Here is a 1,586-nt window from a genome sequence, read left to right on the forward strand (position 1 = left end):
CCGAGACACCGTCCGGCGCCACCAGCTTCTGCTCCTCGGAGGCGTCCGGCACCTCCACGAACGCGTGCACCCGCGCACCCTGGGGCATCTGCTCCAGCGACGCGGCGATCGCGGGCAGCGCGCTCTCGTCGCCCACCAGCAGGTGCCAGCCGGCCGAGGCCTGCGGGGCGTAACCGCCACCCGGTCTCCGGCGGTCACCTGGTCTCCACCGCGGCGCACTGCCACTGGCCGGTGCGGGTGTGCCGCTCCAGGCGGAACGCCAGCACGTGGTGCCGCGGCCCCAGCTCGACCCGCACGCACGCCTCCACCGCGCCCGGACCCGGCGCGCAGTCGTGCACCCGGCCCAGCCGCGGACGCAGCACCCGGCCGCGCGGGCGCAGCGGGCCGCTCCGCACCAGCGCGGCGAGCTGGTGGAAGCCCGGCAGCGTGGTGTGCCGCTGCAACTGGTGCACCGGGCGGGCCCCGCACAGCACCTCCACCAGCCGGTGCGCGAAACGTCCGGCGAGGTCGGCGTGGCCGGTGCTGCTCGGGGCGGCCTGCCCCGGCCGGCGCGGCGGGCCGGAGCCGTCACAGGCCGCGCGCGGGCTGCGCGCGGTGCGCGGGCCCGGGTGCGGCTCCGGGTGCGGGTGGCGGACCGGGCGGCGGGCGCCGGACGCGGGGCGCACCAGCGGGTGGACCAGCGGGCGGATCAGCGGGCCGGGCGTCCGGGTGAGCTGCTCGGTCATGGTGGCCCTCTCGGTGGGGTGGGTGCCGGTGGCGGCGGACAGGGCCTTTGGTACAGGGCGGGCGAAGACCGCTCCAAGGGGGTTTCCCGGGGTGCGGCGGCCCCCGGAAAACCACCCGTACGGGTGGCGGCCCGGTAGCCGCCGGGGCGGGGTGGCCGGGTGCGGGGGCGGAAGTTGACGGCGGGTCGGCCCCCGGAACGGCCCGTAGGGGGACGCCGGGGGTGACCTGATCGGCGCACGGGCCGGGCGGCGGGCAGGGCATCGCGGACGGTCCGGCGGGCTGCGTATTCTTGACCCGTCGCACAGTGAGACCGTCAGAAGGGTGCCCCGATGCGTGTGTACGTGCCGACCACGTTGAACGACCTGGCGGTGGCGCACCCCGAGGGCGTCCTGGAGCAGAGCGTCGCGTACGCGGTGACGCCCGCGCTGCGCGAGTGGTACGTCAGCGACGACCTCGAGGAACTGGAGTACGCGGCCCTGAACCGGGCGGCGCTCTCCTCGGTCCGCCTGCTGGCCGCCGACCCGGACGCACCGCGCCGCCGGGTGGTCCTCGCCGTCGAGATCGCCGACTCGGCGGTGGCGCCGTTCCCCGGCGACGAGTACCAGGACCAGGCGTCGCTCGGCCGGGTCGTGCTGGCCGGGCCGGTCCGGCTGGCCAAGGCCGCCGCGGTGCACGCCGACGACACCGACGCGGACGTGCTGGCCGACATCGGCGCCGCCGCCGGGGCGATCACCGCCGCGGACGGCGGCGACCAGGACGCCCAGTTCACGGTGGACGGCGCGGAGGACCACGAACTGCTCTGGTACGCCGTCCAGGAGATCCCCGGCCTGATCGCCTGACCCCGCACGCCCCGAAGACCC

The 1,586-nt window shown here is 77.2% G+C and carries 2 protein-coding genes and 1 pseudogene; 1 reads left to right on the plus strand and 2 read right to left on the minus strand.

The features are described 5' to 3' along the window. Positions 1–184, minus strand: a pseudogene (locus ACFUEL_RS39500) (siderophore-interacting protein); the annotation flags it as partial. 10 nt (positions 185–194) lie between these two features. Continuing rightward, positions 195–725 carry an Rv3235 family protein gene (locus ACFUEL_RS39505; protein WP_380243022.1) on the minus strand — a complete coding sequence of 177 codons (531 nt, stop codon included), beginning with the start codon at positions 723–725 and terminating at the stop codon, positions 195–197. Between the two features lie 330 nt (positions 726–1,055). Between ACFUEL_RS39505 and ACFUEL_RS39510 the strand changes: the two genes are divergently transcribed. Continuing rightward, on the plus strand, positions 1,056–1,565 hold the full coding sequence (locus tag ACFUEL_RS39510; protein WP_380243024.1) for a DUF6912 family protein: 510 nt from the start codon (positions 1,056–1,058) through the stop codon (positions 1,563–1,565). The last annotated feature ends 21 nt before the right edge of the window (positions 1,566–1,586 follow it).

Source organism: Kitasatospora sp. NPDC057198 (genome assembly GCF_042670125.1).
GTDB lineage: Bacteria > Actinomycetota > Actinomycetes > Streptomycetales > Streptomycetaceae > Kitasatospora.

Bases quoted from the DNA above. Each gene is read 5' to 3' on its own strand.
- ACFUEL_RS39505 (WP_380243022.1), bottom strand. From the start codon at position 725: ATGACCGAGCAGCTCACCCGGACGCCCGGCCCGCTGATCCGCCCGCTG.
- ACFUEL_RS39510 (WP_380243024.1), top strand. From the start codon at position 1,056: ATGCGTGTGTACGTGCCGACCACGTTGAACGACCTGGCGGTGGCGCAC.